General features: G+C 71.3%; 25 protein-coding genes, 4 tRNA genes and 1 pseudogene. 13 read left to right on the top strand and 17 right to left on the bottom strand.

Going from position 1 to position 22270, the window contains the following annotated elements; all coding sequences use genetic code 11:
- From CSC64_RS10830 to CSC64_RS10775, 12 genes are all read right to left on the bottom strand, one after another.
- Positions 1-238, bottom strand: a 238-nt coding sequence (locus CSC64_RS10830; protein ID WP_238390013.1) for a GTP-binding protein, incomplete at its 3' end; no start/stop codon positions are given.
- Positions 239-333: 95 nt separating this feature from the next.
- Positions 334-409: transfer RNA gene (locus CSC64_RS10825), tRNA-Thr, on the bottom strand.
- Between the two features lie 45 nt (positions 410-454).
- Positions 455-528, bottom strand: a tRNA-Gly gene (locus CSC64_RS10820).
- A gap of 67 nt (positions 529-595) precedes the next feature.
- Positions 596-681 (bottom strand) — tRNA-Tyr (locus CSC64_RS10815).
- A gap of 128 nt (positions 682-809) precedes the next feature.
- A complete protein-coding gene (gene ychF, locus CSC64_RS10810) occupies positions 810-1901 on the bottom strand; it encodes a redox-regulated ATPase YchF (protein ID WP_162435331.1) in 1092 nt (363 codons plus the stop codon).
- A 95-nt stretch (positions 1902-1996) separates the two neighbouring features.
- Positions 1997-2578 carry an aminoacyl-tRNA hydrolase gene (gene pth / locus CSC64_RS10805; RefSeq protein ID WP_162435330.1) on the bottom strand — a complete coding sequence of 194 codons (582 nt, stop codon included), beginning with the start codon at positions 2576-2578 and terminating at the stop codon, positions 1997-1999.
- Positions 2579-2629: 51 nt separating this feature from the next.
- Positions 2630-3253: a 50S ribosomal protein L25/general stress protein Ctc gene (locus CSC64_RS10800; protein WP_162435329.1), complete on the bottom strand. Its 624-nt coding sequence runs from the start codon at positions 3251-3253 to the stop codon at positions 2630-2632.
- Positions 3254-3429: 176 nt separating this feature from the next.
- On the bottom strand, positions 3430-4389 hold the full coding sequence (locus CSC64_RS10795; RefSeq protein ID WP_162435328.1) for a ribose-phosphate diphosphokinase: 960 nt from the start codon (positions 4387-4389) through the stop codon (positions 3430-3432).
- A gap of 127 nt (positions 4390-4516) precedes the next feature.
- Positions 4517-4590 (bottom strand) — tRNA-Gln (locus CSC64_RS10790).
- Between the two features lie 12 nt (positions 4591-4602).
- Entirely contained in the window at positions 4603-5457 is an 855-nt protein-coding gene (gene ispE / locus CSC64_RS10785) for a 4-(cytidine 5'-diphospho)-2-C-methyl-D-erythritol kinase (protein WP_238390012.1), read from the bottom strand.
- Positions 5454-6083 carry a lipoprotein insertase outer membrane protein LolB gene (gene lolB / locus CSC64_RS10780; RefSeq protein ID WP_162435327.1) on the bottom strand — a complete coding sequence of 210 codons (630 nt, stop codon included), beginning with the start codon at positions 6081-6083 and terminating at the stop codon, positions 5454-5456. The genes ispE and lolB overlap by 4 nt, the downstream gene beginning before the upstream one ends.
- Entirely contained in the window at positions 6080-7843 is a 1764-nt protein-coding gene (locus CSC64_RS10775; protein ID WP_425501711.1) for a tetratricopeptide repeat protein, read from the bottom strand. The genes lolB and CSC64_RS10775 overlap by 4 nt, the downstream gene beginning before the upstream one ends.
- Before the next feature lie 58 nt (positions 7844-7901).
- Between CSC64_RS10775 and hemA the strand changes: the two genes are divergently transcribed.
- The 5 genes and pseudogenes from hemA to ppk2 all read left to right on the top strand — a co-directional run bounded on the left by hemA (position 7902) and on the right by ppk2 (position 13476).
- Positions 7902-9206 (top strand): glutamyl-tRNA reductase, encoded by a 1305-nt coding sequence (gene hemA / locus CSC64_RS10770; protein WP_162435325.1) that lies wholly within the window; start codon positions 7902-7904, stop codon positions 9204-9206.
- Positions 9184-10266, top strand: a complete 1083-nt coding sequence (prfA, locus tag CSC64_RS10765) for a peptide chain release factor 1 (RefSeq protein WP_162435324.1) — start codon at positions 9184-9186, stop codon at positions 10264-10266. Before hemA ends, prfA begins: the two co-directional genes overlap by 23 nt.
- A pseudogene (locus tag CSC64_RS10760) lies at positions 10263-11968 on the top strand (O-linked N-acetylglucosamine transferase, SPINDLY family protein). Before prfA ends, CSC64_RS10760 begins: the two are co-directional and overlap by 4 nt.
- Positions 11969-12019: 51 nt before the next feature.
- Complete coding sequence (gene moaB / locus CSC64_RS10755) at positions 12020-12538, top strand: molybdenum cofactor biosynthesis protein B (RefSeq protein WP_162435323.1); 519 nt, start codon at positions 12020-12022, stop codon at positions 12536-12538.
- 101 nt (positions 12539-12639) lie between these two features.
- Positions 12640-13476: a polyphosphate kinase 2 gene (gene ppk2, locus CSC64_RS10750; protein WP_162435322.1), complete on the top strand. Its 837-nt coding sequence runs from the start codon at positions 12640-12642 to the stop codon at positions 13474-13476.
- A gap of 32 nt (positions 13477-13508) precedes the next feature.
- Here the strand turns inward: ppk2 and CSC64_RS10745 are convergent, their stop codons facing one another.
- Both CSC64_RS10745 and CSC64_RS10740 read right to left on the bottom strand, forming a co-directional pair.
- Positions 13509-14129, bottom strand: coding sequence for a TlpA family protein disulfide reductase (locus CSC64_RS10745; RefSeq protein ID WP_162435321.1), 621 nt, complete (start codon positions 14127-14129; stop codon positions 13509-13511).
- A gap of 20 nt (positions 14130-14149) precedes the next feature.
- Positions 14150-15415 carry a YihY family inner membrane protein gene (locus CSC64_RS10740; protein ID WP_162435320.1) on the bottom strand — a complete coding sequence of 422 codons (1266 nt, stop codon included), beginning with the start codon at positions 15413-15415 and terminating at the stop codon, positions 14150-14152.
- Between the two features lie 88 nt (positions 15416-15503).
- On the opposite strand from CSC64_RS10740, the gene wrbA reads away from it, so the two are divergent.
- The 4 genes from wrbA to ybaK are packed head-to-tail and all read left to right on the top strand — an operon-like array spanning position 15504 to position 17438.
- The gene (wrbA, locus tag CSC64_RS10735; protein WP_162435319.1) at positions 15504-16103 is read left to right on the top strand and encodes an NAD(P)H:quinone oxidoreductase; all 600 of its coding nucleotides are present in this window, start codon (positions 15504-15506) and stop codon (positions 16101-16103) included.
- Positions 16103-16432 carry a DUF2069 domain-containing protein gene (locus CSC64_RS10730; protein WP_162435318.1) on the top strand — a complete coding sequence of 110 codons (330 nt, stop codon included), beginning with the start codon at positions 16103-16105 and terminating at the stop codon, positions 16430-16432. The genes wrbA and CSC64_RS10730 overlap by 1 nt, the downstream gene beginning before the upstream one ends.
- A 34-nt stretch (positions 16433-16466) precedes the next feature.
- A complete protein-coding gene (locus CSC64_RS10725) occupies positions 16467-16952 on the top strand; it encodes an asparaginase domain-containing protein (protein WP_162435317.1) in 486 nt (161 codons plus the stop codon).
- Between the two features lie 9 nt (positions 16953-16961).
- Complete coding sequence (ybaK, locus tag CSC64_RS10720) at positions 16962-17438, top strand: Cys-tRNA(Pro) deacylase (RefSeq protein ID WP_162435316.1); 477 nt, start codon at positions 16962-16964, stop codon at positions 17436-17438.
- A 115-nt stretch (positions 17439-17553) separates the two neighbouring features.
- Here ybaK and sufT read toward each other — a convergent pair whose 3' ends face one another.
- Entirely contained in the window at positions 17554-18105 is a 552-nt protein-coding gene (sufT, locus tag CSC64_RS10715; RefSeq protein WP_162435315.1) for a putative Fe-S cluster assembly protein SufT, read from the bottom strand.
- A gap of 184 nt (positions 18106-18289) precedes the next feature.
- Here sufT and CSC64_RS10710 point away from each other — a divergent pair, with 184 nt between their 5' ends.
- Positions 18290-18661, top strand: a complete 372-nt coding sequence (locus tag CSC64_RS10710) for a hypothetical protein (RefSeq protein WP_238390011.1) — start codon at positions 18290-18292, stop codon at positions 18659-18661.
- Positions 18662-18778: 117 nt separating this feature from the next.
- On the opposite strand, the gene CSC64_RS10705 is transcribed toward CSC64_RS10710, so the two are convergent.
- Both CSC64_RS10705 and CSC64_RS10700 read right to left on the bottom strand, forming a co-directional pair.
- On the bottom strand, positions 18779-20182 hold the full coding sequence (locus CSC64_RS10705) for an NAD(P)(+) transhydrogenase (Re/Si-specific) subunit beta (RefSeq protein WP_162435313.1): 1404 nt from the start codon (positions 20180-20182) through the stop codon (positions 18779-18781).
- A complete protein-coding gene (locus CSC64_RS10700; protein WP_162404994.1) occupies positions 20179-20478 on the bottom strand; it encodes an NAD(P) transhydrogenase subunit alpha part 2 in 300 nt (99 codons plus the stop codon). Before CSC64_RS10700 ends, CSC64_RS10705 begins: the two co-directional genes overlap by 4 nt.
- A gap of 212 nt (positions 20479-20690) precedes the next feature.
- Between CSC64_RS10700 and CSC64_RS10695 the strand changes: the two genes are divergently transcribed.
- Genes CSC64_RS10695 through CSC64_RS10685 form a run of 3 tightly spaced genes read left to right on the top strand, consistent with a single transcriptional unit; the run spans position 20691 to position 22139 of the window.
- Positions 20691-21260, top strand: a complete 570-nt coding sequence (locus tag CSC64_RS10695) for an RNA polymerase sigma factor (protein ID WP_162435312.1) — start codon at positions 20691-20693, stop codon at positions 21258-21260.
- Positions 21257-21679, top strand: a complete 423-nt coding sequence (locus CSC64_RS10690; protein ID WP_162435311.1) for a hypothetical protein — start codon at positions 21257-21259, stop codon at positions 21677-21679. The genes CSC64_RS10695 and CSC64_RS10690 overlap by 4 nt, the downstream gene beginning before the upstream one ends.
- Positions 21680-21683: 4 nt before the next feature.
- Positions 21684-22139, top strand: a complete 456-nt coding sequence (locus CSC64_RS10685; RefSeq protein ID WP_162435310.1) for a DUF3106 domain-containing protein — start codon at positions 21684-21686, stop codon at positions 22137-22139.
- The last annotated feature ends 131 nt before the right edge of the window (positions 22140-22270 follow it).

Here is a 22270-nt window from a genome sequence, read left to right as displayed (position 1 = left end):
CGTGCGCGTAGTGGCGCGTCGGGGACTCGTATTCCACGTGCGCGGTCGAAATCGTGATCCCGCGCGCCTTCTCTTCCGGCGCCGCGTCGATCGCGTCGTACGCCTTGAACTCGCCGCCGAAACGCTCGGCACCGATCTTCGTCAGCGCCGCCGTCAGCGTCGTCTTGCCGTGGTCAACGTGACCGATCGTGCCCACGTTCACGTGGGGCTTGGTGCGCTCGAACTTACCCTTGGCCATGGCTGCCTATCTCGCTGACGGTTGTGTGGATTGCGACTGCTTTTCCTGGACAGTCCGACCATGGATGGCCGGCCCTTGCGGGAAACCCGCATGTATGGTGCTCACGAAAGGAATCGAACCTTCGACCTCCTCCTTACCAAGGAGGTGCTCTACCGACTGAGCTACGTGAGCGTGGAGCCTTTACAGCGCGGAACCGGGACGACGTGGGCGGCGCAATGGAGCGGGAGACGGGAATCGAACCCGCACCATCAGCTTGGAAGGCTGAGGTTCTACCATTGAACTACTCCCGCTAGGGGAACCGCATCCCGGCCGACCGCTCCGGGTGTTGCCACGTTGTTGCCGATGCCGCCTTGGAACTGGTGGAGGGAGGTGGATTCGAACCACCGAAGGCGTAAGCCAGCAGATTTACAGTCTGCCCCCGTTGGCCGCTTGGGTATCCCTCCGGGATCTGCCACCGCGACCGGTACAACCGAGGCGCACGACCGGGGTGAAACAGCCCGCTATTCTGGCCATGCCGGGCATGGCTGTCAACGTACCCGGCGACGTTTTTTGCGGAAGGCGGGACCCGGCCTCAGACGTTGAAGCGGAAGTGCAGCACGTCGCCTTCCTGGACCCGGTACTCCTTGCCCTCCAGGCGCATGCGCCCGGCCTCGCGCGCCCCGGCTTCGCCCTTGTACTTGATGAAATCTTCGAAAGCGATGGTCTCGGCGCGGATGAAGCCCTTCTCGAAATCGGTGTGGATCACCGCGGCGGCCTGCGGCGCGGTCGAGCCGGCCTTCACCGTCCAGGCGCGGACTTCCTTGACCCCGGCGGTGAAGTAGGTCTGCAGGCCCAGCAGCTTGTAGGCGGCGCGGATCACCCGGTTCAGGCCCGGCTCCTCCAGGCCCAGGTCGGCCAGGAACGTGTCGCGGTCCGCGTCATCCAGCTGCGACAGCTCCTCCTCGATGGCCGCCGACACCGGCACCACCTCGGCGCCCTCGGCGGCGGCGCGGGCGCGCACGGCCTCCAGGTGCGGGTTGTCCTGGAAGCCGTCCTCGAGCACGTTGGCCACGTACATGACCGGCTTGAGGGTCAGCAGGAACAAGTCGCGGACCAGGGCGCGCTCCTCGTCGTCCAGGCCGAGGGCGCGACCCGGGGTGCCCTCGCTCAGGCCGGCATGCAGCTTCTGCAGCACCGGCTTGCGCGCGATGGCATCCTTTTCACCGGCCTTGGCTGAGCGTTCGGCGCGGTTCAGCGCCTTTTCGACGCTGTCCAGGTCGGCCAGGGCGAGCTCGGTGTCGATCGTGTCGATGTCCGACAGCGGGTCGACCTTGCCGGCCACGTGGACGATGTCGCCATGCTCGAAGCAGCGGACCACGTGGGTGATCGCGTCGACCTCGCGGATGTGGGCCAGGAACTTGTTGCCCAGGCCCTCACCGCTGGCGGCACCGGCGACCAGGCCGGCGATGTCGACGAACTCGACCGCGGTGGGCACCACCTTCTGCGGGTTGATGATCGCGGCCAGCTGGCCCAGCCGCGGGTCCGGCACCGGGACCACGCCCACGTTCGGCTCGATCGTGCAGAACGGGAAGTTGGCGGCGGCAATGCCCGCCTTGGTCAGCGCGTTGAAAAGGGTCGACTTGCCGACGTTCGGCAGGCCGACGATGCCGCATTTGATGCCCATGTCTGAAGGATCCGCGAAAGGGGGATGGAGAATCGGGAATCGGGAATGGAGCCGGGCGGCCCACCCGCCGCTGTCCATTCCCTATTCCCCATTCCCTATTCCCTGCCCGTATGCAGCCGCTTCATCGCTTCGTTGATGTCGCCGGCCACCACCAGCGGCAGCACGCCGACGGCGTCGTCGATGGCGCGGTCGATCATGATCTGGTCGTCCTTGCCGGCGCGGCCCAGCACCCAGCCGGTCACGCGGTCCTTGTGCCCGGGATGGCCGATGCCGATGCGCAGGCGGTGGAACTTCCCGTGACCCAGGTGCTGGATGGTGTCGCGCAGGCCGTTCTGGCCGCCGTGGCCGCCGTCGAACTTCAGCCGCGCCGCCCCGGGCGGCAGGTCGAGCTCGTCGTGGACCAGCAGCGCCTCTTCCGGTGCGATCTTCCAGTAGCGCAGCGCCGCGGCCACCGACTTGCCGGAGAGGTTCATGAAGGTCGCCGGCTTGAGCAGCCACACGCTGCGGCCACCGAGGTCGATCTTCGCGGTCTCGCCGAACAGCTTCGATTCCAGGCCGAAACGCACGCCAGCCTTTTCCGCCAGCGCGTCGACCAAACGAAACCCGGCGTTGTGCCGGGTGTTCGCGTGTTCGGGACCGGGATTGCCCAGCCCGACGATGAGACGAAGTTCCGCCATCGCAGGTAACGCCGGCGTCCCGCCCGGCAGGCCGGGCGGGACGTGAACGGCTTACTTCTTCTCTTCTTCGCCTTCGGCAGCCGGCGCTTCTTCCTCTACGCGGGCATGCTTGGCGACCACCACGGCCACGTCGTGGTCCGCACCCAGCTTCAGCTCCGGGAGCTCCACGCCGGCCGGCAGCTTCAGGCCCGACAGGTGGATCACGTCGCCGACGGCCAGCTCCGACAGGTCGACCTCGATGGCTTCCGGCAGGTCCTTCGGCAGGCACGACACGGTGACTTCGGTCAGCTCGTGCATGATCACCACGCCGGCCGTCTTGCCGGCCGTCGACTTCTCGGCGTTGACGAAGTGCAGCTGCACGGCGGTGCGCAGGACTTCGTTTTCGTTGACGCGCTGGAAGTCCAGGTGCATGACCTGCTGCTTGTACGGGTGGCGCTGCATGTCACGCAGCAGCACCTTCTGCACGTCGCCGTTGAGGCTCAGGTCCAGGATCGAGGAGTAGAACCACTCGTTCTGCTGGGCCAGCCACAGCGGCTCGTGGTTGAGCTGGATGTTGACCGGGTTCAGGCCGCCACCGTAGACGATGGCCGGCACCTTGCCGTCGCGACGCAGGCGGCGGCTCGCACCCTTGCCCTCGTCCTCGCGACGTTCGACGTTGATCACATGAGTTGCCATTTTTCTATCACTCTTCAGGTTTTGTAGGGGCGGCCTCGCGGCGCCCGGGCGACTCGTCCGCGACCAGACGAGCCTTGCGGTTCCCGGGGATCGGGAATCCGGAACCGGCGCTTCCGGTTCCGCATTGCCGTCCCCCGGCGGCCGGCATCCTGCCGGCCCGGGTGCTGCGCTCGACCTCAGTCGACGTACAGCGAACTGACCGACTCGCCGAAGGCGATGCGGCGGATGGTCTCGGCCAGCAGTTCGGCCACGCTGACCTGGCGGATGCGGTTGCAGGCCCTGGCCGCCGGCGACAGCGGGATGGTGTCGGTGACCACCAGCTCGTCCAGCTGCGAACCGGTGATGTTGTCGACCGCCGGGCCGGACAGCACCGGGTGGGTGCAGTACGCGGCGACCTTGGTCGCGCCCTCCGCCTTCAGCGCCGCGGCCGCGGCGCACAGGGTGCCGGCGGTGTCGACGATGTCGTCCACCAGCACGCAGGTCTTGCCGGCCACGTCGCCGATGATGTTCATCACCGTCGACACGTTGGCGCGCGGGCGGCGCTTGTCGATGATCGCCAGGTCGGCGTCGTCCAGGCGCTTGGCCACCGCGCGGGCGCGGACCACGCCCCCCACGTCCGGCGAGACCACGATCAGGTTCTCGGTACCGTGCGCGCGCCAGATGTCGGCCAGCAGCAGCGGCGAGGCGTAGACGTTGTCGACCGGGATGTCGAAGAAGCCCTGGATCTGGTCGGCGTGCAGGTCCACGGTCAGCACCCGGTCGGTGCCCACCGCGGTGAACATCTTGGCCGCGACCTTGGCCGTGATCGGCACGCGCGAGGAACGCAGGCGGCGGTCCTGGCGCGAGTAGCCGAAATACGGCACCACCGCGGTGACGGAAGCGGCGCTGGCGCGCTTGAGCGCGTCGATCAGCACCAGCAGCTCCATCAGGTTCTCGGCGGTCGGCGCGCAGGTCGGCTGGACCACGAAGACTTCCTGGCGGCGCACGTTCTCCTCGATCTCGACCTGGACCTCGCCGTCGGAGAAGGTCGACACCAGCGCCTTGCCCGGGCGCACGCCCAGCTCGCGGCAGATGCTGTCTGCCAACGGCTTGTTGGCATTGCCGGAAAACACAAGCAGGCTGCGTTCGTCTTGCATCTTCGTGATCCCGGCGGCGGCTCGGACGGTGGAGGAACCAAAGGAAAGCCAACACATCGGCCTTCCGCTTTTTGTTGAACCCCCGCACATGGATGTGCGGGCTCTTGCGAGGGACTCGCATACATTGCAGGGGCGGCAGGATTCGAACCTGCGGATGCCGGGATCAAAACCCGGTGCCTTGGACCTCTTGGCGACGCCCCTGTGACGATCCCGCTACAGGCGCGCCAGCGCACCACGCAGCGGCGAATCCGAAACGCCGGCCGCGACCCAGGCGTGCAACCGTCGCGGCAACCGCGCCAGTGCCTCCTGTGCCGCGCCCCGGTGGGCGAACTCGACGAAGCAGCCGCTGCCGGTCCCGGTCAGGCGCGGCGACCCGATCCGCGCCAGCTCGGCGAACACGGCTTCAACGGCCGGCTCGCGGCGGCGCAGGACCGGCTCGAACGCGTTGTCGAGCACCGTTCCGGCAGCGAAGTCGGCTATTTTCGCGGGCGGGGAATCGCGCGTCAAATCCGGGGAACGGAAAAGTTCAGCCGTGGGCACGTGCACGCCGGGGTCGACGAGCACGTACCAGGCCTCCGGCAGGTCCAGCGCGACCAGCTTCTCCCCCACCCCTTCGGCCCAGGCGCTGCGCCCGCGAACGAAGACCGGGACGTCGGCGCCCAGGCGCAGGCCCAGCGCAGCCAGCCGCTCCTCGCCCAGGCCCAGGCCCCAGAGCCGGTCCAGCGCGCACAGCACGGTGGCCGCATCGGAGGAACCGCCGCCAAAGCCACCGCCGGCCGGAATACGCTTTTCGACGTAGATGTCTGCCCCTTGGCTGCAATTTACCTCATTTCTTAGCAGGATAGCAGCGCGAACAGCGAGGTCATCCGCGTCCTCCGTCCCGGGCAGGCGGTCGCCATGGCGGAGCACCTGGCCGTCGGTGCGTGGGCGCAGCCGGATCCGGTCGCCCCAGTCAAGCAGCCGGAACACGGTCTGCAGCTCGTGGTAGTCGTCGGCGCGGCGGCCGGGGATGCGCAGGAACAGGTTCAGCTTGGCCGGCGCCGGCCATTCGCTCCAGCCGGCGTTCACGGCACCGGCCCGTCCCAGCGGTCCACGACCAGCCGGACGCGCGCACCCTCGCGGGTGGCCTGCAACCGCCGCGGCATGTCCGGCCAGGGGCCGGCCGCGGGCTGCCACTCCTGGTATTCGACGACCCAGCCGTCGGCGGCCAGCCGCTGCAGGCGGCCGTCGGCGCCGAAGACCCGTTCGCCGCCGTCAGGACCGGGCAGGCCACGGACCCACGCAGCCATCGAAGCGACCGGGATCGGCCAGCCGGTAGCCTGGTACAGCAGGGCTTCGGCGTCCGGACCGGAGCGCGGGCCGCCCTCCAGGCCGTCGAGGGTGGCGCCGCCGGGCTCGCCGGCGAGCTGCCAGCTCTGCCGGGTGACCGGCGCGCCGAGCGAGATCCGGAAGGTGTCGCCGTCCTGCTGCCAGTCCAGGCGGCCGCTGCCGCCCTTGTCGCCGACGGTGACCGCCAGCCGGCCCTGCAGCGACCAGCGCCCGATCGCGGCCAGGCGGGCTTCGCGCTCCTGCTGCCGGGCCAGCGCCTGGGCGGCATCGATCGCCGGGGCCGGCGGACGCACGGGGGAGCCACTGCAGGCGGCGAGCAGTGCCGTGGCCAGCGCCAGGCCGGCCGCTCGAAAGCGCGGGCTCATGGGACGGGCTCCGCCGGCGGCAGGGTCACCTGCAGTTTCTCCAGCGCACGCCGCAGCGAGCGGTTGTCCGCTTCGAGCCGCTGCGACTCCTCGAAATAGCGCATCGCCTCGTCGCGACGCCCGAGCCCCCACAGCACCTCGCCCAGGTGCGCGCCGATCTCCGGATCCTTCAGCAGGCCCCAGGCGCGGCGCAGTTCCACCAGCGCCTCCTCGCTGCGGCCGAGCCGGTACAGCACCCATCCGTAGCTGTCGACGATGGCCGCGTTGTCGGGCTCGGCGGTGCGCGCGCGGTCGATCAGCTCCAGCGCCTCCTGGTAACGCTGGGTGCGGTCGGCGAGGGTGTAGCCGAGCGCGTTGAGCGCGGCGATGTTCTCCGGGTCGGCGACCAGCACCTTGCGCAGGTCGGCCTCGGTGCGCTCGATCCGGTCCTGGCGCTCCCAGGCCAGGGCGCGGGCGTAGAGCAGCGCCGAATCGTCGGGATAGGCAGCCAGGCCGCGGCTCAGGGCGTCGATCTCGCCGCCGGCATCATCATCGCGCTGGCGCAGTTCGCCCTCGAGCAGGTAGGCGTTGCGGCGGGCTTCGCCGTCGCTGGAGGCATCGTTCTGCAGTGCGTGCGCCTCGGCCCAGGCCTCGTCGGCGCGCCCCAGTTCGTACAGGGCGACGGCACTGCGGATCCGCGCCTCGGCGCGCTCCGGGCCGCCGGGCACGCCGCGGTACCAGGCCAGCGCCTCGGCCGGGCGTTCGAGGAATTCGGCGATGCGGCCGAGCAGCATGCGCCGCGCCGGGTCCGGCCGGCCGCGGTCGGCGGCGACCAGTTCGTCGTACAGGCCGGCCAGGATCCCGTGGTCGTCGCCACGGGCCAGCAGCGAGGCACGCATGCTGTAGGTCCGGGTGTCCTGCGGGCCCAGCGCCATCACCCGCGCGGCGGCGGCGAAGTCGGCCAGCGCTTCGTAGGCCACCGCCACCAGCGCCCGCACCTCGGGATCGTGCGCGGCCTGCGGCTCGACCTGGGCCAGCATGGCCCTGGCTTCGTCGTTGCGGCCGGCCAACTGCAGCTGGCCGGCGCGCAGCACCGCCACCCTTGGCTCGCCGGGGAAGCGGCGGACCATCTCGTCGACGATCCGGGCCGACAGCGCCGGCTCGTCCAGGCGCAGCGACAGGCGGCCGAACTCCTGCCAGGCCTGCAGCCGGCCGGGCACTGCGCCCGCGTCCACCATCTGGTCCATCGCCCTGGCCACGATCGCCGGATCGCGACCGGTGGCCAGTGCCGCCAGCGCGTAGTGCCAGGCGACCGGATCGGGCGAGGCGGCCAGCCGCAGCAGTTCGCGCCGGGCCTGGCGCAGCCGGCCTTCGCGCAACGCCAGCGAGGCGGTGGCCGAGCGCAGCGCCAGCGACTCCGGGTCGCGCTTGCGCCCCAGCGCCCGGGCCTTGCCGGGGGCGGCGTCGGCGTTGGCCAGCAGGGCGATGCGGGTCGCGCGCTCGACCAGCAGCACGTCGCCGTCGGCGGCGCGGGCGGCCTCCAGGTACCAGTGCGCGGCGTCGGCGAGCTGGCCGGCCTGCAGGGCGTATTCGCCGGCCATCACCTGTTCGAGCGGGATCGGCGCCACCGCCGGCGGCGCCTTGCGGGCGGCCTGCGCCGGCAGCGGCGCGGCGACGGAAAGCACCGCCAGCAGCAGCCAGCCGGGGCGGAAAAGTGAACGGAAACGCGGACGCGGGCGTCCGGTTCCGGCAACGGAAAGCACAGGTACGGGCATTGGCACCCACCGGGCCGTAAAATGGCGGCCCAAACAAGCCAGCAGATTAACGCAAGCCCCGGACATGACGTTGTGGCTCCTCGGCCTGAACCACCAGACCGCGCCGGTCGACCTGCGCGAACGGGTGGCGTTTGCCGGCGATGCGCTGGCCCCGGCGCTGGCCTCGCTGCGATCCCTGCCCGAAGTGGCCGAAGCCGCCCTGCTGTCGACCTGCAACCGCACCGAGATCTATGCGGTGGCCAGCGACGCCGATGCGCTGGCCAGCTGGCTCGGCAGCCACGCCCAGGGGCTGGAGGGCTACCTGTACCGGCACCAGGACGCAGACGCCGTGCGGCACCTGTTCCGGGTCGCCACCGGGCTGGACTCGATGGTGCTGGGCGAGCCGCAGATCCTGGGGCAGGTCAAGGACGCCTGGTCGCTGGCGCGCGAGCATGGCGCGCTGGGCGGCCGCCTGGACCGGCTGTTCCAGCAGACGTTCTCCGTCGCCAAGCGCGCGCGCACCGACACCCGCGTCGGCGCCAACCCGGTCTCGGTCGCCTCCACCGCGGTGCGGCTGGCGCAGGACTCGTTCGCGCGCCTGGCCGATTCGACGGTGCTGCTGGTTGGCGCCGGCGAGACCATCGAACTTGCCGCGCGACACCTGGCGAAGGGTGGCGTGCGCCGGCTGCTGGTGGCCAACCGTACCCTCGCCCACGCCCAGGACCTGGCCAGCCGCCACGGCGGCTACGCCCTGCCGCTGGACGAACTGGACCGCCACCTGGCCGAGGCCGATGTGGTGTTCTCGGCCACCGCCGCGCGCGAGCCGGTGCTGCGCCTGGCCCAGGTCGAAGCCGCGCTGGCCGCGCGCCGGCGCAAGCCGGTGCTGCTGTTCGACCTGGCCGTGCCGCGCGACATCGAGGCCGGCGTGGCCGGGCTGGCCGACGCCTACCTGTACACGGTCGACGACCTGGAGCGTGCGGTCGAGGACAACCGCCGCAGCCGCCACGAGGCCGCCGAGGCGGCCGAGGCGATCATCGACCTGCAGGTCGCCCGCTACATGGAGACCCTGCACGCCGGCGGCCGCCAGGAAACGCTGCGGCGACTGCGCTCGCTCGGCGACAGCACCCGCGACGAACTGCTCGCCCGCGCCCGCCAGCAGCTGGCCGGCGGCCGCGACGCCGACGAGGTGCTGCAACTGCTCGCCCACACCCTGACCAACCGCCTGCTGCATCCGCCGACCGCGGCGCTGCGCGAAGCGGCGCTGAGCGGCGACACCGAACTGGCCCGCGCCGCGGAACGGCTGTTCCCGGACAAGGCGCCCTATTCGCACGCGCCCACGTCGACCCTGCCCCCACCGCGAACGCCCGATGATCCCGAGCCTGCGCCGTAAGCTGGAAGCGCTGGCCGAGCGCCGCGAGGAACTGGAACGCCTGCTCGCCGACCCCGGCGTGCTGGCCGACAACACGCGTTTCCGCGACCTGTCGCGCGAGTTCGCCCAGCTCGAACCGGTGGCCACGGCGCTGGCCGCCGAAGCGCGGGCCAAGTCCGACCTGGCCTCGGCCGAGGCGATGCGCGGCGATCCCGAACTGGCCGAACTGGCGGAGGAGGAGATCGCCGCCGCGCGCGCGCGCCTGGACGTGCTCGACGGCGAACTGGCCCTGCTGCTGGTGCCGAAGGACCCGCGCGACGACGGCAACCTGTTCCTGGAAGTGCGCGCCGGCACCGGCGGCGACGAGGCGGCGCTGTTCGCCGGCGACCTGTTCCGGATGTACGCACGCTACGCCGAGCGCCAGGGCTGGAAGGTCGAGGTCGAATCGGAGAACCCGGGCGAGCACGGCGGGCACAAGGAAATCGTGGCGCGGATCGTCGGCCGCGGCGCGTACTCGCGGCTGAAGTTCGAATCGGGCACGCACCGCGTGCAGCGGGTCCCGGCAACCGAGTCGCAGGGTCGCATCCATACCTCCGCGGCGACTGTGGCGATCATCCCCGAGGCCGACGAGATCGAGGAGATCACGATCAACCCGGCGGACCTGAAGGTCGACACCTTCCGTTCCTCCGGTGCCGGCGGCCAGCACGTCAACAAGACCGATTCGGCGATCCGCATCACCCACCTGCCCACCGGCGTGGTGGTCGAGAGCCAGACCGAACGCAGCCAGCACGCCAACCGCGACAAGGCGATGAAACGGCTCAAGGCGCAGCTGCTCGACGCCGAGCGCAGCCGCCAGCAGGCCAGCCAGGCCGAGTCGCGGCGGCTGCAGGTCGGCAGCGGCGACCGCAGCCAGCGCATCCGTACCTATAACTTCCCGCAGGGCCGGATCACCGACCACCGCGTCGACGGCCTGACCCTGTACGACCTGCCGGGTGTTCTCGAGGGCGCCCTCGATCCGCTGGTCACCCGCCTGCAGCAGGAACACCAGGCCGACGAACTGGCGCGACTGGGTGCATCATGAACGGCGTCGCGTCGCCGGAGCAGGAACTACAGCAGTTGCGCGAGGCGGTGCGGCGGCAGCCCGGGGACTTCATCGGTTGGCTGATGCTGGCGGATGCGGAAATGGAAGCGGCCGCCGTCGATGCCGCCGCACACGCGCTGCAGCGCGCACGCACCCTGCGCGGCGACCATCCGGAAACGCTGGCGCGCATGGGCAGGCTGCAGTGGCTGCAGGGTCGCCACGCCCAGGCCATCGACCTGCTGCAGCGCGCGGCCGCGCTGGCCCCGCAACATCCCGGCATCGCCCTGTGGCTGGGCCACGCGCTGGAGGACGGTGGCGAAGCCGAGGGGGCCGCACGGGCGTACGCCATTGCGCACCGGCTGCTTCCGGACGAACCGCACATCGCCGCACAACACCTCAACTGGCGCCGCCGCCTGTGCGACTGGGACGGCCTGGAAGCGCTGTCGCGGCAGGTGCGCGAGGCGGTGGCCCAGGGCCGGCCGGGCGTGGAACCGTTCGCGTTCCTCAGCGAGGACGGCAGCGCGGCCGAACAGCTCGCCTGTGCGCGGCTGCGCGCCGCGCCGCTGGCGCGCATCCGCCCACTGCCACCGGTACGGATACGCGCCCACGGACCGCTCCGGCTGGGCTTCCTGTCCAACGGCTTCGGCGCGCATCCCACTGGCCTGCTCACCGTCGCCCTGTTCGAGGCCCTGCGCGCGCAGCCCACGGTCGAAGCACACCTGTTCGCGCTGAACCGCGACGACGGCAGCGAGATCCGCGGCCGCCTGGCCGCGGCCGCGCCGCTGCACGCCGTCGCCGGACGCCCGCATCGCGAGGTCGCGCTGGCCATCCGCGATGCCGGGATCGACCTGCTGTTCGACCTGCGCGGCTGGGGCGGCGGCGGTGCACCGGAAGTGCTCGCGCTGCGCCCGGCGCCCGTGCAGCTCAACTGGCTGGCCTACCCCGGCACCTCCGGCGCGCCATGGATCGACTACGTGGTCGGCGATGCGTTCGCGCTGCCGGAGTGGCTGGAGCCTGACTACAGCGAGCGGGTGCTGCGCCTGCCGCGCGCGTTCCAGCCTTCGGACACGCGGCGTGAGGTCGGTGTGCCGCCATCGCGCGAGGACTGTGGCCTGCCGGCGGCGGGCGTGGTGTTCTGCTGCTTCAACAACAGCTACAAGCTCAATCCGCGCAGTTTCGCCCGCCTGCTGGCGGTGCTGGAGGGCGTGCCCGGAGCGTGCTGTGGCTGCTCTCCGGCCCCGGCCAGGCCGACGCGCGCCTGCGCGCGGCGGCGCAGGCGGCCGGCGTGGCGCCGCGGCGCCTGGTGTTCGCCGCAAAGCTGCCGCATCCGGCCTCCCTGGCGCGCTCCCGCCATGCCGACCTGTTCCTCGACACCGGCCCGTACAACGCCCACACCACCGCCTCCGACGCACTGTGGGCCGGCTGCCCGGTGCTGACCACGCCCGGCCGCACCTTCGCCGCGCGCGTGGCCGGCAGCCTCAACCACCACCTGGGCATGGAGGCGATGAACCTGGCCGACGACGACGCCTTCGTCGCGCGCGCCATCGCGCTGGGCAATGCGCCCGGCGAAATGGCCGCGTTGCGCGCCGATCTGGACACGCGGCGCCGGGCCGGCAGCCTGTTCGACATGGATGGTTTCGCCGCCGACTTCGCCGGGCTCGCCACGCAGGTGGGCATGCGCCATGGCTGGCGGCTGGACTGAGCGGCGCCCGCATGTATGTACGTCCAGCCGGCCGGCGGCTAGGCTAGCTCCATGACCGCGAACTCCGACCTGATCCCGCTGCGCCTGTGCGTGCTGACCGTCTCCGACAGCCGCACGCTCGAACAGGACGACTCGGGCGCCTACCTCGCCGCCGCGCTGGCGGATGCCGGCCACCTGCTGCACCAGCGCGCGCTGCTGCCCGACGACCGCTACCGCATGCGTGCGCTGGTCGCGCAATGGATCGCCGACCCGCAAGTGGACGGCATCCTGGTCACCGGCGGCACCGGCTTCACCGGCCGCGATTCCACGCCCGAGGCGCTGCTGCCGCTGCTCGACAAGGAAATGCCCGGCTTCGGCGAACTGTTCCGCGCCGTCAGCTTCGAGGAGATCGGCACCTCCTCGCTGCAGTCGCGCGCCTTCGCCGGACTGGCCAACGCCACCTTCCTGTTCGCCCTGCCCGGCTCGACCTCGGCCTGCCGCACGGCGTGGGAAAAGATCATCCGCCAGCAGCTCGACGCGCGTACCCGGCCCTGCAACCTGGCGACGCTGCGCCCGCGGCTGCGCGAGTGACCGGCCATCGGCGACCGCCATCGCGGCGCCGGGCTTGATCCGTTCCCACGCAGCGTCCGGGCCAATGGCCGCGCGCCGCATCCATCCCCCGGGAGGCAGCCATGGAACGCAAGGGCAATGGCACACGCGGCAAGGCACCGCCGTCGCTGCGCAAGGACGACTACAAGGACCTGCTCGCGCCGTTGCAGCTGGAAGTGACGCGCATGGCCGAATGGCTGCAGGACACCGGCCAGCGCCTGGTGGTGCTGTTCGAGGGCCGCGACACCGCCGGCAAGGGCGGCGCGATCAAGACCCTGGCCGAACACCTGAACCCGCGCCAGTGCCACACCGTCGCGCTGCCGAAGCCGACCGAGCGCGAATCCACCCAATGGTATTTCCAGCGCTATGCCGCGCACCTGCCCGCCGCCGGCGAGATGGCCCTGTTCGACCGCAGCTGGTACAACCGCGCCGGCGTGGAGAGGGTGATGGGGTACTGCACCCGGGCCCAGTACGCGGCCTTCCTCGACCAGGCGCCGCAATTCGAGCGGATGCTGGTGGACGACGGCATCCTGCTGTTCAAGTACTGGCTGTGCGTGGACCAGGCCGAGCAGGAGCAGCGCTTCGCCGAGCGCCGCGAGGACCCGCTCAAGGGCTGGAAGCTCTCCCCGGTGGACCTGGAGGCGCGCAACCGCTACGCCGAGTACACCCGCGCCCGCGAGGAGATGCTCGCGGCCACGCATACGAAGCACGCACCCTGGACCCTGGTCGACTTCAACGACCAGCGTCGCGGCCGCCTGACCCTGCTGCGCGACCTGCTCGACCGCCTGCCCGACGTGGCCGTGCCCGCCGACACCCCGGAACTGGCGCCGCTGCGCGGCAAGCCGAAGTGCGAGAGCTACAGCGTGCTCGAGCCGATCGCGCCGTGGCCGCGCGGCAAGCGCGGCGCAGACGCGCCCTGAGCCGGACGCCGGCGCGTCGCCGCGCGCGGCGCCTACTTGAGCTTGCCTCCGCCGGCCTCGACCGCCGTCTCGATGTCGTAGGCGGTCACCGGGCCGAGGAAGTGCCGGGCGACCTTGCCGTCGGGCGCCAGCAGGTAGGTGGTGGGCAGGCCGCGCGGGGTGGCGAAGTCCTGCGGCGGACTGAGCGGGTCGAGGATCACGATCGGGTAGGACACCGGGTGCTCGTGCAGGAACGCACGCATGTCCTCCACGGTGATGTCCTCGTAGGCCAGGCCGACCACCTCGATCTGCTCGCGCATGGTGTGCAGCGCCGACAGTTCCGGCATCTCCTTCAGGCAGGGGCCGCACCAGGTCGCCCAGAAGTTCACCACCACCCAGCGGCCGCGGTGGGTGGCCAGGTCGTAGAGTCGGCCATCGACGGCGGGGGCCGAGAAGCGCGGCACCTCGGCGGTGCGGTCGACCACGCCGGGGTTGGCCGGCGCGGCCACGTCAGCCACCGTCCCCGGTGCTGCTTCCACCGCTTGCGCCGTTTCCGCTGTTTCCACCGCGGCGGCCGGTGCAGCCACGGGCGCGGGCGCGGCCGGTGGTGGCGCGTCCTGCCGGCACGCGGCCAGCGACAGCAGCAGGAGCGGCATCAGGATCGGCAGGCGCATGGGGCAGGACTCCGGTTTCTTCAGGCGGGCGGCGGATAGAGGTCGCCGACGCGGCGCTTGAGCGCATCACGCAGCGGCAGGCGCAGGTCGTCGAACACCGCGTAGACGGCCGCGCCGAGGTCGTCGTCGCGGCACGGCAGCCAGACCTCGTCGACCGGCACGCGCAGTTGGCAGGCTTCGTAGAGCTCGGCCAGGGTGAGGTCGTCGAGGTCGCGCGCCAGCAGCCATTCGCCGCGCTCGTCGCGGCGCACCAGGCGGATCGCGTCGAGCCGGGTGAGGAACGCCTGCAGCAGCGAATCGGTGAGCATCGGCTCCAGCGCCAGCATCTGCTCGGTATGCAGCCCGCTGCCCTCGCGCCGCGCCTGCTGGAAGCGGCCGATCAGGCGCAGCAGCGCATAGCCCTCGTAACCCGGCGGCAGGCGCATCGAGGCCGGCTGGTAGCGGAACGCGGCCAGCGAGGAGGCCAGCGAGGCGCCGAGCAGGATCGCCACCCAGCCCAGGAAGATCCACAGCATCAGGATCGGGATCGCGGCCAGCGCGCCGTACAGGCGCTGGTAGCCCTCGAAGGTGGCCAGGTACAGGCCCAGCAGCGCCTTCACCAGTTCCAGCAGCAGCACCGCCAGCAGCGCGCCGGCGAAGGCGTGGCGCCACTTCACCGTATGGTGCGGCACCACCCGGTAGGCGACCATCACCACCGCCAGTTCGATCAGCACCGGGGTCATGCCCAGGCTCAGGTTGGCGAACCACTGCCCCTGCGGCGTTTCGAACAGCGGCAGCGCGAAGAACCGCGCCGACACCGACAGCGAGGCCGCCGCCAGCAGCGCGCCCAGGGTCAGCACGGTCCAGTACACCAGGTAGCGCGACAGCCGCGGCCGCGCGGAAGCGACCCGCCAGATCCGGTTGAAGGTGGATTCCACGCTGTTGAGGGTGACCAGCAACGAGACCACCAGGGCCACGGTACCGGCCGCGGTGAGCCCCTTGATGTTCTCGGTGACGCCCTGCAGCCGCGATTCGATCGCCCGCGCCGCGCTGGGCACGAAGTTGGAGAAGACGTAGTCGACCAGCGCGCTGCTCCACTGCTCGAACACCGGGAACGCGGCCAGCACGCCCAGCACCACCACCGCCAGCGGCACCAGCGCGAAGGCGGTGGTATAGGCCAGTGCGGCGGCGGCCTGGAAAAGATTGTCGTCGAGGAAGCGCCGCCACAGGAAGCGGGCGAACGCGCCCGCGCGCGCGCGGTCGCGGAAGCGGTCGTGCAAGCCTGCGGTGATCCGCGCCAGGTCCATCGGCGCAAGCCTAACCGAAGCGTGGCCATCGTCGCATCGCACGCCCGATCGCCGATACTGTCCCCTCCCTGCATCCGTGGAAGGCCCGATGGCGGAGATCCTGGTCCTGTACTACAGCCGCGGCGGTTCGGTCGCGCGCCTGGCGCGGCACATCGCGCGCGGCGTGGAGGAAGTGCCCGGCATGCAGGCGCGCCTGCGCAGCGTGCCGCCGGTGGCCGCGGTGACCCAGCAGGCCGCCCCGCCGGTGCCCAAGGACGGCGCGCCCTACGTGCAGGCGTCCGACCTGGCCGAATGCGCCGGCCTGGCGCTGGGCAGCCCGACCCGCTTCGGCAACATGGCCGCGCCGGTGAAGCACTTCATCGACGGCCTCGGCGCCGAATGGGCCAGCGGTGCGCTGGTCGGCAAGCCGGCGGCGGTGTTCACCTCCACCGCCACCCAGCACGGCGGCCAGGAATCGACCCTGCTGAGCATGCACCTGCCGCTGCTGCACCATGGCTGCGTGATCGTCGGCATCCCCTTCACCGAACCGCTGCTCAACAGCACCCGCAGCGGCGGCACCCCGTACGGCGCCAGCCATGTCGCCGGACTGCAGGACGACCCGCAGCCGAGCGAGGAGGAAGCGGCGCTGGCGCGCGCGTTGGGCCGGCGCCTGGCGGGGATCGCGGCGAAGCTGGCGGTGGCACCTTGATGGCGGCCACCTCCGCACGCCTCACGGGCGCAGCGCTGCTGGCGCTGGCCGCGCTCTATGCCGCCTGGTTCCATGCCGACCGGCATGCCGTCGCCGCGCTGCTGGTGTTCGCGCTGCCGCCGCTGCTGCTGGCCGTGCCGGCCTGGCGCGGCGGCCGGCGCGCGGCGTTCTGGGCCGGCGTGTTCGCCCTGTTCTGGTTCAGCCACGGGGTGATGGTGGCCTGGACGCGGCCGCCGGAGCGGCTGTTCGCCTGGGGCGGGATCGTGCTGTCGCTGGTGGTGGTCGGCGCGGCAAGCTGGCCGGGGCTGCGGGCGCGTTTCGGCCGATAATGGCGCCATTCCGCGCCGCAGCCAGGACACAACCATGGAAGAACTGCTGATCGTCACCACCGGTGGCACCATCGACAAGGTCTATTTCGACGACAAGTCCGACTACCAGATCGGCGAGCCGCAGATCGGCGCGATCCTGCGCGAACTGGGGGTGAACTTCCGCTTCGGCGTGATCCCGATCCTGCGCAAGGATTCGCTGCACATCGACGACGAGGAGCGCGAACTGATCCGCGCCACCATCGCCGCGCAGCCGCAGCGGCACGTGCTGGTCACCCACGGCACCGACAGCATGGTCGCCACCGGCATGGTGCTGAAGTCGATTCCGGACAAGACCATCGTCATGACCGGCGCGCTGAGCCCGGCGCGCTTCCGCGGTTCCGACGCCGAGTTCAACATCGGCTGCGCGATCGGTGCGGTGCAGTGCCTGCCCGCCGGCGTCTACATCGCCATGAACGGCCTGGTCTGGGATCCGGCGAAGGTGCGCAAGAACGTGGCCGCCAACCGCTTCGAGGCAGCCTGAGGCCGGCCCGTGTCGATGGCCACCCGCGCCACCCGCGCGCTCGATGCGGCCCAGGTCGCCTACCGCCTGCACCCTTATGACTACGAGGCCGACGCGGCGATCGGCAAGGGCCTGCAGGCCGCTACCGCGCTGGGCCTGTCGCCGGAGCGCGTGCTGAAGACGCTGATGGCCTGGGTCGACGCGCGCCCGGTGTGCGTGGTGATCCCCTCGGACCGGCAGCTGCAGCCCAAGGCGCTGGCCGCGGCCTGTGCCGGCAAGGCGGCACGGATGATGGAGGTCGCCGAAGCCGAACGGCGCAGCGGCTACAAGGTCGGCGGGGTCAGCCCGTTCGGCCAGCAGCGGCCGGTGCCGGTGTGGTTCGAGCAGGATGCGCTGGAACAGGCCCGCGTGTGGATCAACGCCGGCCAGCGCGGCCTGCTGCTGGAGATCGACCCGGCGGATGCGGTGCGGGTGCTGCAGGCACAAGCGGCGAACATCAGCCGCTGAAGCTGCGACTGAGGAGGCAGCGGCCGCAGGCCGATGCCGGGGGACATGAGGGACCGGGAGCAGGCCATCGCACCGGAGCCGACGCGGCATCCGGCCCGATGCAAGCGCCCACCCCTCAGAACATCCCGGTCTCCAGGCGCGCGGCCTCGGACATCATGTGCCGGCCCCACGGCGGGTCGAACACCAGTTCGACATCGGCCTCGGCGATGGTCGGGATCTGCTCGAGCTTGCTGCGCACGTCGTCGACCAGGATCTCGCCCATGCCGCAGCCTGGCGCGGTCAGGGTCATCTTCACCTCGACCATGCGCTGGCCGTCGTCGCGCGGCTTCAGGCTGGCCTCGTACACCAGCCCCAGGTCGACGATGTTGAACGGGATCTCCGGGTCGAAGCAGGTGCGCAGCTGGCGCCAGACCATGGCCTCGACCTCCTCGTCGCCGGCATCGGCCGGCAGCTCCATCTCCGCCTCCGGCTCCTTGCCGATGGCGTCGGCATCCTTGCCGGCGATCCTGAACAGGTTGCCCTCGACGAACACGGTGTAGCTGCCGCCCAGGCCCTGGGTGATGTAGCCGACGCTGCCGGCCGGCAGGGTCACGGCTTCGCCCTGCGGCACCATGACGGCGGCGCAATCGCGCTCGAAACGGACGGGTTCGCTGCTGCGGGAATACATGGACGGGATATGGGGCCAGCGGGCGGCGCGGACAAGGCACGGCCGGCGGGACAAGCGGGAAAGGCGAAATTCTAGCCGATGCCGGCAACGCGTATTCTTGGCGCCCCACCAGGTCGCCGCCATGACGCCGGTCAAGCCCAGCTCCCCCCGCCCTTCCCGCACCCTTCCCTGGCTCTGGCCCTTCATGCTCGTGCTCGGCAGCGCGGCCCTGGTGGTGGCGTGGAGCTCGCTGGCCCTGGCGAGCGGCCACCAGCATGGCTGGATGGCGCTGCTGGCCGCGCTGGAGGCGGCCTGGATGCTGCGCCTGGGCGGCATGCGCCCGGGCTGGCCGCGCACGCTGCTGGCGCTGGCGGCGACCGTGGCGATGATCGCCTGCGTGCAGTGGATCGTCGCTTCCGGCCACATCGGCGCGCAGATGGGGCTGGCGCCGTGGCAGGCGATGCCGAAGATGGGCGCCGGCTACGTCTGGCTATTGTCGCGGATGGCCAACACCGGGGTGGATCTGCTGTGCCTGGCGCTGGCGCCGCTGCTGGCAGCGTGGGCGGCGCGGCGCTGAAGCGATCCGCCGCATGGGCACGCAGCGGGGCAAGCCCCGCTCTACGGGATGGCGCTGCAATGCGGCGGGGCAAGCCCGGCTGCCGACGCGTGCGATGCCGCGCAGGCGCGGCCAGCCTCAGTGCCCGCCGCCGTCCAGTGCCTTCAGCTCGCTGACCAGCGCACCGGCCATCTCCGCGCCGTCACCGTAGAGCATGCGGGTGTTGTCGGCGTAGAACAGCGCGTTCTCGATGCCGGCGAAGCCCGTGCCCTTGCCGCGCTTGATCACGATGGTGTTCTTCGACTCGACCACGTCCAGGATCGGCATGCCATAGATCGGCGAAGCCGGATCGGTCTTGGCCACCGGGTTGACCACGTCGTTGGCACCGATCACCAGCGACACGTCGGTGTTGGGGAACTCGGGGTTGATGTCGTCCATGTCGGCGATCAGGTCGTAGGGCACGCCGGCCTCGGCCAGCAGCACGTTCATGTGCCCGGGCATGCGCCCGGCGACCGGGTGGATCGCGAACTTCACCTTCACCCCGCGCTCGATCAGCCGCTGCGCCAGTTCCCAGATCTTGTGCTGGGCCTGAGCCACCGCCAGGCCGTAGCCGGGCACGATCACCACGCGCTCGGCGTAGGCCATCATCGCCGCCACGTCGCCGGCCTCGATCGGCTTCTGCGCGCCCGCGATCTCCTGCATCTGGCCGCCGCCACCGAAGCTGCCGAACAGCACTCCGGAAATCGGCCGGTTCATCGCCTTGGCCATCAGCCGGGTGAGCAGGATGCCGGCCGCGCCGACCATCATGCCGGCGATGATCAGCGCCTCGTTGCCCAGCACGTAGCCTTCGAACGCCACCGCCAGGCCGGTGAAGGCGTTGTACAGCGAGATCACCACCGGCATGTCGGCGCCGCCGATCGGCAGGGTCATCAGCACGCCCAGCGCCAACGCCAGCACGAAGAAGGCCACGATCCAGGGCATCGCCAGGGTCTGCGCCGCAACAATCGCGCAAACCACCGTGGCCACGGCCACCGCCGCGTTGAACCACTGCTGGCCGGGAAAGGTGTAGCGCTTGTCCATGCGCCCGTCGAGCTTGGCCCAGGCGATGATCGAGCCGGTCAGCGAGACCGAGCCGATCAGCGCGCCCAGCAGGGCCAGGGTCAGCGGTACCGCGCCCGCCGCGGTGCCGGCCGCCGACCAGCGCACCAGTTCCATCGCGCCGATGCCCGCGGCCGAACCGCCGCCCATGCCGTTGAACAGCGCCACCATCTGCGGCATGTCGGTGATGGCGACCTTCTTGCCCCAGATCCAGGTCACCACCGTGCCCAGCACGATGCCGACCACCATCAGCGGGATGTTGTGCAGGCCCGGCAGGAAGAAGGTGGCGAAGGTGGCGACCAGCATGCCCACCCCGGCCCACTGGATGCCGCTGCGCGCGGTGGCCGGCGAGGCCATCCGCTGCAGGCCGAGCAGGAACAGCGTCGCTGCCACCAGGTAGCTGGCGCCGACCAGCCAGGTGCGGAAATCGAGGCCGACGCTCATGCCTTCTTCTCCGGCTTCTTCGACGACTTGAACATCTCCAGCATGCGCTCGGTCACCACGTAGCCGCCGGCCGCGTTGCCGGCGCCCAGGACCACGGCGACGAAGCCGATCGCCTTCTCCAGGGTGGTGTCGGCGTGGCCGAGCACGACCATCGCGCCGATCAGGACGATGCCGTGGATGAAGTTGGAGCCCGACATCAGCGGCGTATGCAGGATCACTGGCACCCGCGAGATGATCACGTGCCCGGCGATGGCCGCCAGCATGAAGATGTACAGCGCAACGAAACCGTCGTTCATTACCGCCTTGCTCCCCGGGCCCGGTGCCCCGCAGCGATGATAACCGCAGCATGAACGGAACACAGCCGGGTCAACCAGTTGCACATGCATGCGTTTCCGGTGGCGTACACCCGTCACGGAGGTCGTCCATGCGGCATCGCTCCCCCGAACCGGCACCGCCGGCGCGCCGTCCCGGCCCGCCTGCGCGGCAGCGGCACCGGCGCGGCTAAGCTGTGCTGGTGACCACGCCCTTCGACCCCTCCCGGGAAGCGCAGGCGACGCCCGCCTGGGCGTCGCTCGACGCGTTCCTGGCCGAGGTCGGCCCGCGCGCGTTCCGCTTCGCCGAGTCCGGCCTGCGCCACCGCGAGGAAGCGCTGGACGCGGTGCAGGACGCGATGATGAAGATGCTCGCCTACCGCGGGCGCCCGGCGGCGGAATGGACGCCGCTGTTCTGGAGCATCCTGCGCCGGCGCATCATCGACCTGCAGCGGCGCGCGCGCTTCCGCCTGACGTGGCTGCGGCCGGCCGGCGACAGCACGGTGCCGGAGGACGCCAGCATCGACTGGGCCGACCCGGGTGCCGGGCCGGCGCAGGCGCACGAGCAGCGCGAGGCCTACCCGCGCCTGGTGGAGGCGATCCGCGCGCTGCCGGCGCGGCAGCGCGAGGCGTTCACCCTTCGCGTGCTGGAAGAGCTGGACGTGGCCACCACCGCGCGCGCGATGGGCTGTTCGGAAGGCTCGGTGAAGACCCACCTGTCGCGCGCGCGGCAGGCCCTGCATTTGCAACTGGAGGACGTCCTGTGACGACCGCACCCGACATCGATCCGCGCGACCGCAACGCCCGGCAGCTGCATGCCGCCGCGCTCGCGCCCACTTCCCCGCGCACCCTGGCGCGGCTGCGCGAGGCGCGCCGCGAGGCCGCCGCCGCGGATGCACGGCCGCGGCGGCCGGCGCTGGCGACGTGGCTGGCCGGCGGCGCGGTGGCCGCGGCGCTGGGCCTGGCCGTCGTGCTCGGCCCCGGCCTGCCCACGTCCGCACCGGCACCGGGCACTCCTGCGCCCATGACCGCCTCGGTCCCGGCCGGTCCGGGCGCCGCCGATGCGGGTGCGGACGCCGCCTTTGCCGCGGCCGCCGGCGCCGATCTCACCGGCCCGCTGCAGGAAGACCCCGGTTTCTACGTCTGGCTGGATTCGGTCGACGCCAACGCCCTGGCCATGGAGTGATCCCATGAACACCCTCCGCATCGCCACCTGCCTGCTCGCCCTGGCCCTGCCCGCCACCTCCCTGGCCCAGGCCACGCCTCCACCGAAGGCGGCAGCGCCCGCCGCGGCGACGGCCGCGCCGCTGCCGGCCTGGGAGCAGCTCACCCCTGAACAGCGCGAGACCCTCATCGCACCACTGCGTGACCGCTGGAACGCCGCGCCGCAGGAGCGCGCGCGGATGCTGGACCACGCGCGCCACTGGAAGTCGATGCCGCCGGAAGAGCGCGAACGCGCGCGCCGCGGCATGCACCGCTTCGAGCAGCTCAGCCCCGAGCAGCGCGAGCAGGCACGCGCGATCTTCGAACAGACGCGCGGCATGAGCCCGGAGCAGCGCAGGGAGTTCCGCGGGCGCTGGGAGAAGATGACCCCGGAGCAGCGGCAGCAGTGGCTGAAGGAGCACCCGGTACAGGCGCGGCCGTGAGCGCGCCGGGCGGGTGGCAGGGAGCGTTTGCGGCGCCACCTTTCTGCGGCTTCCTGTAGGAGCCCACTTCAGGGGGCGACCCGAAGACGCCTGGCCGCAGACGCGGTGAACGCGAGCGTTACGGGAGGTCG

It is taken from the genome of Pseudoxanthomonas koreensis (assembly GCF_010093225.1).
GTDB lineage: Bacteria > Pseudomonadota > Gammaproteobacteria > Xanthomonadales > Xanthomonadaceae > Pseudoxanthomonas > Pseudoxanthomonas koreensis.
The sequence above is the reverse complement of the archived record's forward strand: the minus strand, read 5'-3'. Positions and strand labels throughout refer to the sequence as shown.